Origin of the sequence: Pseudomonas jinjuensis, assembly GCF_900103845.1 — a bacterium.
GTDB classification, from domain to species: Bacteria; Pseudomonadota; Gammaproteobacteria; order Pseudomonadales; family Pseudomonadaceae; genus Pseudomonas; species Pseudomonas jinjuensis.
The window spans coordinates 57,430-63,642 of the sequence record NZ_FNIJ01000026.1; the positions used below are offsets into that span (position 1 = coordinate 57,430).

The following is a 6,213-nucleotide window of genomic DNA, read 5'->3' on the forward strand; positions in this document are numbered from 1 at the left end:
TCCTCAAAAACCTGTGGTGGGGATGAAATCGACGTCGGTCTTCGGCTCGCCGCTCATCAGCGCCTGGATGACCTGTTCCAGGGTGCGTCCGCCGAAGAGGATCGCGTACAGGCCGGCCACCAGCGGCATGTAGACCTGCAGCTCGTCGGCCCTGGCCTTGAGCACCTTGAGGGTGTTCACCCCTTCGGCGGTCTCGCCCATGCGAGCCACCGCCTCGTCCAGGCTCAGGCCTTCGCCGAGGGCGTAGCCGACCTGGTAGTTGCGGCTTTTCGGCGAGGAGCAGGTGACGATCAGGTCGCCGACGCCGGCGAGGCCGAGGAAGGTCATGGGGTTGGCGCCGAGCTTGACGGCGAAGCGGGTCATTTCCGCCAGGGCGCGGGTGATCAGCATGCTCTTGGTGTTCTCGCCCATGCCCAGCGCGGCGGCCATGCCGGCGATGATGGCGTAGACGTTCTTCAGCGCGCCGCCCAGCTCCACGCCGAAACGGTCGGCGCTGGCGTAGACGCGGAAGGTGCGGCCATGCAGAGCGTCCTGTACGCGGGCGCAGAGGTCTTCGTCCTCGCTGGCGACCACCGTGGCGGTGAGTTCGTGCTCGGCGATCTCGCGGGCCAGGTTGGGGCCGGAAATCACGCCGATGCGCGCTTGCGGGGCGATTTCCTCCAGCACCTGGCTCATCAGCCGGAAGCCCTGGGCCTCGATGCCCTTGGTCAGGCTGACCAGCAGCTTGCCGGCCAGGACGTCGGCGAAGGGCTCGAGCACCTTGCGCAACGCGCTGGAGGGCAGCGCGACGAAGATCATCTGGCAGGTGGCCAGGGTAGCCGGCAGGTCGGTGACCGCCTCGACGCCGTCGGCGATCCGCACGCCCTTCAGGTAGCGCGGATTGGCGCGCTGGGTGCGGATGGACTCAGCCTGTTCCTCGTCGCGCATCCACAGAAGCACGCGCTGTCCATTCTCCGCCAGCAGGTTGGCGAAGGCGGTGCCGAAACTGCCACCTCCCAGCACGGCGATCGGTTGCTGCTCAGTCATGACTCATCCAATACGGGCCGCTCGGCGCGGCGATTGCAGCATTATAAGGCCCCACCGGCGGGCGCACAGCCTGCTTCGCCGGACTGCCAAACGGCGCCGCCTCGTTTAACATCCGGCCCAACGACAGGAAACGGGAACAGCCGTTCGGCAATCCATGGCTACACATCCATCCTCTGCCGCAGCGTCGGATCGCCGCTGGGGCATCATCATGGGCAGCGGCAAGGGCTGGAATATCCAGGCCCGCATGCTGGCGATCAGCCTGGGACCGGCGCTGCTGCTGACCCTGCTGCTGACCGGTTATTTCACCTACGCCCGCCTGCAGGATCTGCGCCACGAGCTGGAGCATACCGGCCAGTTGATCGCCAACCAGCTCGCGCCGGCAATCGAGTATGGCGTGGTGACGGGCAATCTGCCGGTGGTCAGGAATCTGCTGCAGGCAACCCTGTCGACGCCGAACGTGCGCTTCGTCGAGGTGCGCGATAGCAACGACGCCATTCTCGTCTACGTCGAGCACCCGGATGGTTCGTTGAAGCCCGGCCCGCGGGTGGTGGTGTTCCATGCGGCGATCCAGCGCCACAGCCTGCCCCCGCCGGCGAATGCGCGCGACGACGCGGGTTATCTGGGACGGGTGGTGGTCGGCATGACCGACGATGCCTTCAGCGAGTGCCAACGGGACATCCTGCTCAAGGCCGGGCTGATGGCGCTGGCCGCCCTTGTCCTCACGCTGGTGCTGGTGCGACGTCTGGCGCGCCGCCTGTCGGCGCCGATCAGCATCATGGGACGGGCGGTGCAGGCGATCCAGAGCGGCGATTACCGCACTACCCTGCCGGTGCTGGACAATGGCGAACTGGGCGACCTCGCCCGGCACATCAACAATCTGGCGCGCGGCCTGCAGCAGGCCAGCGTCGAGCAGGAGCGCAGCATCGCCCAGTTGATCTCCGCCCGTGAGGAAGCGGAAGAGGCCAACCGGGCGAAAACCGATTTCCTCGCCATGATGAGCCATGAGCTGCGAACGCCGATGAACGGCGTGCTTGGCATGCTGCAATTGCTGGAAACCACCGAACTGAACCAGGAACAGGCCGAATACACCGCGCTGGCCACCGAGTCCACCGAGCACCTGCTCAAGGTGATCAACGATATCCTCGATTTCTCCCGCATCGAGCGTGGCGCATTCGAGCTGGAAAGCATTCCGTTCAACCTGCTGGAGCTGATCCAGGGCTCGGTGCAGGTCTTCCAGCACAGCGCCCAGCAGCGCGGCCTGGAGCTCTGGCTGGATGCCCAGGAGGGCCTGGAGCAGCTGGAAGTCCAGGGCGACCCGACCCGAGTGCGGCAGATACTGGTCAATCTGCTCGGAAATGCCATGAAATTCACCGAGGAGGGGAGTATCCGTCTCGATGCGCGCTGGCAGCCGCTGGACGACAAGGTCATGTGGCTGACCTGTGCAGTGCAGGATACCGGCATCGGCATTTCCGCCGAGCGCCTGGAACACATGTTCGATGCCTTCCAGCAGGCCGATTCGTCGATTTCCCGTCGCTACGGCGGCACCGGCCTCGGCCTGGCGATCGCGCGCACCATGGCCGAACGCATGGGCGGCACGCTGCATGCCAGCAGCGAGGAAGGCGTCGGCTCGACCTTCACCCTGGAAATCCCGCTGCCGTTCCGCATCCGCCAGGCGCCGGCCGACAGGGCCACATCCAGCCCGGACGCACCTGCCGCTGGTCAGTCCGTGCTATTGGTGGAGGACAATCCGGTCAATCAGACGGTCATAGAAGCCATGCTGCGCAGCCTGGGTTACCGGGTCACCCTGGTCAACGACGGGGCCGAGGCGGTGTGCGCCGCGGCGCGTGAGGAGTTCGCCGCAATCCTGATGGATTGCCGGCTGCCGGTGCTGGACGGCTACGAGGCGACCCGGCAGATCCGCGCCACCGAGCGGGGCGCGCGGGTTCCGATCGTCGCGCTGACGGCCAATGCCCTGGAGGGCGACCGCGAAGCCTGTCTCGGCGCCGGCATGAACGACTACCTGGCCAAGCCGTTCAAGCGCGCCGACCTGCAGGCCCTTCTGCAACGCTGGGTGACATCCGGAAGTTGATCCCCCGGGACGCTTCGAACACACTTCCATCCCCGGAGCGGGCGACCTTGATGATCCCAGGCACGACATGGCCTGACAGAAACAAGGATGGTAGTTCGTCCCGCTGTGACTTAAACCCATAGGCATTAGTCTATGACTAGGCTGCCGCCCGATGCCGAAACAACAATCCAGGCACGCGGAGCCGCAGGCCGATGCACAATCGCCCTGTCGTTGAGGATTTTTGAGGAGCTCGCATGACCAAACAACACGCCTTCACCCGAGAAGACCTGCTGCGCTGCAGCCGCGGCGAGCTCTTCGGCCCGGGTAATGCGCAACTGCCCGCCCCCAACATGCTGATGATCGATCGCATCACCCACATCAGCGAAACCGGCGGCAAGTACGGCAAGGGCGAACTGGTCGCCGAGCTGGATATCAACCCGGACCTGTGGTTCTTCGCCTGCCATTTCGAAGGCGACCCGGTCATGCCGGGCTGCCTGGGCCTCGACGCCATGTGGCAGCTGGTGGGCTTCTTCCTCGGCTGGCAGGGCAACCCCGGCCGCGGCCGCGCCCTCGGTTCGGGCGAGGTGAAATTCTTCGGCCAGGTGCTGCCCACCGCCAAGAAAGTCACCTACAACATCCACATCAAGCGTACCATTAATCGTTCGCTGGTCCTCGCCATCGCCGATGGCAACGTCAGCGTCGATGGCCGCGAAATCTACAGCGCCGAAGGCCTTCGCGTCGGCCTGTTCACTTCCACCGACAATTTCTAAGGGTTATCCGCATGCGTCGCGTCGTGATCACCGGTCTGGGCATCGTTTCCTGCCTGGGCAATGACAAAGACACCGTCTCCGCCAACCTGCGCGCCGGCCGTGCCGGGATCCGCCACAATCCTTCCTACGCCGAAATGGGCCTGCGCAGCCAGGTGTCCGGTTCGGTCGACCTGAATCTGGAAGAGCTGATCGACCGCAAGGTCTATCGCTTCATGGGCGACGCTGCGGCTTACGCCTACCTGGCGATGGAACAGGCCATCAAGGACTCCGGTCTGAGCGCGGAGCAGATCTCCAATCCGCGCACCGGCCTGGTAGCCGGCTCCGGCGGCGCCTCCACCATCAACCAGATGGAAGCCATCGATACCCTGCGCGAGAAGGGCGTCAAGCGCATCGGCCCATACCGCGTGCCGCGCACCATGAGCAGCACCGTTTCGGCCTGCCTGGCCACGCCGTTCCAGATCAAGGGCATCAACTACTCCATCGCCTCGGCCTGCGCCACCAGTGCACACTGCATCGGCCACGCCATGGAACAGATCCAGATGGGCAAGCAGGACGTGGTCTTCGCCGGTGGCGGTGAAGAAGAGCACTGGAGCCAGAGCTGCCTGTTCGACGCCATGGGCGCCCTCTCCTCGCAGTACAACGAGACCCCGGAAAAGGCCTCGCGTGCCTACGACGCCAAGCGTGACGGCTTCGTCATCGCCGGCGGCGGCGGCATGGTCGTGGTGGAAGAGCTGGAACACGCCCTCAAGCGCGGCGCCAAGATCTACGCCGAAATCGTCGGCTACGGCGCCACTTCGGACGGCTACGACATGGTCGCCCCGAGCGGCGAAGGCGCGATCCGCTGCATGCAGCAGGCGCTCTCCACCGTCAACGATCCGATCGACTACCTGAACACCCACGGCACCTCCACTCCGGTGGGCGACGTCGCGGAAGCCAAGGCGGTACGTACCGTATTCGACGACAAGGCACCGAAGATCAGCTCGACCAAGAGCCTGTCCGGCCACTCCCTGGGTGCTGCCGGCGTGCACGAGGCCATCTACTGCATGCTGATGATGGAAGGCAACTTCATCGCCGGCTCGGCCAACATCGAAGAGCTGGACCCGGAAGTGGCCGATCTGCCGATCGTCCGCACCACCGAGGAAAGCGCGAAGATCGACACCGTGATGAGCAACAGCTTCGGCTTCGGCGGCACCAACGCCACCCTGATTCTGAAGCGCTGGAAAGGCTGATTCAGCCCACCAGTAAAAAGGCGCCTTTCGAGGCGCCTTTTTTGTTTCTGCGTTTTTTGTTGCTGACAGCGAAACCTGATTCTCCTTCCCCTGCGGCCTTGTTCGGGCCAGGATCTCTCCATCCGTCAAAGCAGGGAGAGTGCAAGTGGAGATCGTGATCAGGAGGGCTCGTAGTGAAGACGCAGCCGCCATCAGCCGCGTGATCATATCGGCCGTCAGGGAAAGCAATGGACAAGACTACCCAGCGAGCGTCATCGAGTCGGTAGTTAGCCACTTCACGCCTGAGCGCGTAGCGCAACTATTGGATGAGCGCCTGGCCCTCGTCGCTATCCTGGACGATGAGATCGCCGGTACGGCAGCCCTGGATGGCAACTCAGTTCGCAGCGTCTTCATCGCACCTCAGCAGCAGCGGAAGGGCATTGGCCAGGCACTGATGGCTCGAATCGAAGAAACCGCCCTGGAGCGAGGCATAGACGCCCTGCTGGTTCCTTCGTCCATCACCGCTGAAGCGTTCTACACCCGACTAGGCTATAGCATCGTGCGAGAACAGCACCACGGCGAAGAGCGCACCATCATCATGACCAAGCCTCTCCACCGCTCCCCTCCCCTGTAATCGGATGGACTCGCCCTCGCCAAGGCGTCAAAGCACCACGCTGGCATTCCAAGAATGCCAGCAACAGGGAGGGCGAGTCCGTGAAACAGCATACGATGATGCAGCAGTTGCTGTCAGTAGCGGGCCACGCCCGCGACAGATAACGGCTCGGTGGGAAGGGATTTTTTCGCGCGCAAAGCAAAACCCCCGGCCATCGCTGGCCAGGGGTTTCGGGATAGGTGCTTGACGATGACCTACTCTCACATGGGGAGACCCCACACTACCATCGGCGATGCGTCGTTTCACTGCTGAGTTCGGGATGGGATCAGGTGGTTCCAACGCTCTATGGTCGTCAAGCAATTCTTTCGGACGCTCGTGGCTCTCGCTCACGCTCATCCAGATTCGGGTATGTGATGTAATTTGCGGTTCTCACGAACTTTCGGTTCGTCGACTTCACCATCACCGCACAATCTTCTCAGATTGCTTGGGTGTTATATGGTCAAGCCTCACGGGCAATTAGTATCGGTT

The 6,213-nt window shown here is 63.6% G+C and carries 5 protein-coding genes and 1 rRNA gene; 4 read left to right on the plus strand and 2 right to left on the minus strand.

Going from position 1 to position 6,213, the window contains the following annotated elements; genetic code table 11:
- Positions 1–3 precede the first annotated feature (3 nt).
- The gene (locus BLR75_RS25890) at positions 4–1,026 is read right to left on the minus strand and encodes an NAD(P)H-dependent glycerol-3-phosphate dehydrogenase (RefSeq protein ID WP_084315124.1); all 1,023 of its coding nucleotides are present in this window, start codon (positions 1,024–1,026) and stop codon (positions 4–6) included.
- Positions 1,027–1,234: 208 nt separating this feature from the next.
- Here BLR75_RS25890 and BLR75_RS25895 point away from each other — a divergent pair, with 208 nt between their 5' ends.
- The 4 genes from BLR75_RS25895 (at position 1,235) to BLR75_RS25910 (ending at position 5,706) form a co-directional block, all read left to right on the plus strand.
- The gene (locus tag BLR75_RS25895) at positions 1,235–3,115 is read left to right on the plus strand and encodes an ATP-binding protein (RefSeq protein WP_084315123.1); all 1,881 of its coding nucleotides are present in this window, start codon (positions 1,235–1,237) and stop codon (positions 3,113–3,115) included.
- Positions 3,116–3,348: 233 nt separating this feature from the next.
- Positions 3,349–3,864 (plus strand): 3-hydroxyacyl-[acyl-carrier-protein] dehydratase FabA, encoded by a 516-nt coding sequence (fabA, locus tag BLR75_RS25900; RefSeq protein WP_084315122.1) that lies wholly within the window; start codon positions 3,349–3,351, stop codon positions 3,862–3,864.
- A gap of 11 nt (positions 3,865–3,875) precedes the next feature.
- Positions 3,876–5,093, plus strand: a complete 1,218-nt coding sequence (gene fabB, locus BLR75_RS25905; RefSeq protein ID WP_084315121.1) for a beta-ketoacyl-ACP synthase I — start codon at positions 3,876–3,878, stop codon at positions 5,091–5,093.
- Between the two features lie 145 nt (positions 5,094–5,238).
- Positions 5,239–5,706, plus strand: coding sequence for a GNAT family N-acetyltransferase (locus BLR75_RS25910; RefSeq protein ID WP_084315120.1), 468 nt, complete (start codon positions 5,239–5,241; stop codon positions 5,704–5,706).
- Positions 5,707–5,926: 220 nt separating this feature from the next.
- Here the strand turns inward: BLR75_RS25910 and rrf are convergent.
- Positions 5,927–6,042, minus strand: a 5S ribosomal RNA gene (gene rrf, locus BLR75_RS25915).
- Between the last annotated feature and the right edge of the window lie 171 nt (positions 6,043–6,213).